Genomic DNA, 1028 nt, shown 5'->3' with positions numbered 1-1028 from the left:
AGGTATGCCGCTCAACATCATGCCTTTGTATGCAACGGTATCGGATAAATCGACGGTCTTGTTATCGACGTTTAGCTTAATCCCGCCAAATAGTTGCACGTTTAAACCCGTAGCTGTCACGACAATATCTGTTTTGAGTGTTTCGCCTGATGCTAGCTCTATACCTTCCTCGTTAAAGCACTTAATGGTGTCGGTTTTAACTGAAGCTTTGCCTTCACTGATTGCATTAAATAAGTCTCCGTCAGGCACCGCACATAAGCGTTGATCCCAAGGGTTATATGGAGGATTAAAATGTTGGTCGACAGGGTAGTTCTTTGGCAGCAGGCTCTTATTGCTATGATGAATAATCTTACGTGCGAACTTAGGAAAACGTTGGCACAAACGCCAAATCAGACGCGAAATATTAATGTTTTTATTTCGCGTTAGTTTATACGCAAGGCGTTTAGGGAGCAGTGCGCGAAGTACGTTAGCAATCGGGTCGCTTTGCGGCATGCTCATCACATAAGTCGGCGTGCGCTGAAGCATAGTGATATGTTTTGTCTTATCCGCCATCGCAGGTAACAGCGTCACGGCTGTTGCACCACTGCCAATTATCACCACATTTTTACCTTGGTAATCGAGATCTTCCGGCCAATGTTGAGGGTGAATCACTTGCCCCTTAAAGTTTTCTATTTCCGGAAATTCTGGCGTATAGCCTTTATCGTAGTTGTAGTATCCAGCGGCGCTAAACAACCAGTTACAGGTAACTTCTTCGATGGTTTTGACGTGGCCGTTGCTATGTTCTATTTGCACAGTCCAGCACTGTTCTTGTGAGCTCCAATTGGCGCTTAATACTTTTCGACCGTAGCGAATATGTTGGTCGATTTTATTTTCGGATGCCGTTTCACGAATGTATTTGAGAATATCCTGACCATCAGCAATGACTTTTTTATCTTCCCAAGGTTTGAACTCATATCCAAAGGTGAATAAATCAGAATCAGAACGAATGCCTGGATACTTAAACAAGTCCCATGTGCCGCCAGACCGTT

The 1028-nt window shown here is 44.1% G+C and carries 1 protein-coding gene; it reads right to left on the bottom strand.

Translation table 11 applies throughout. The features are described from left to right. A partial coding sequence (locus A3739_RS25505) for an NAD(P)/FAD-dependent oxidoreductase (RefSeq protein WP_068503233.1) occupies window positions 1-1028 on the bottom strand: 1028 nt, incomplete at both ends.

The sequence above is a fragment of the Oleiphilus sp. HI0067 genome, assembly GCF_001635735.1.
This window is presented reverse-complemented; position numbering and strand designations above follow the sequence as displayed.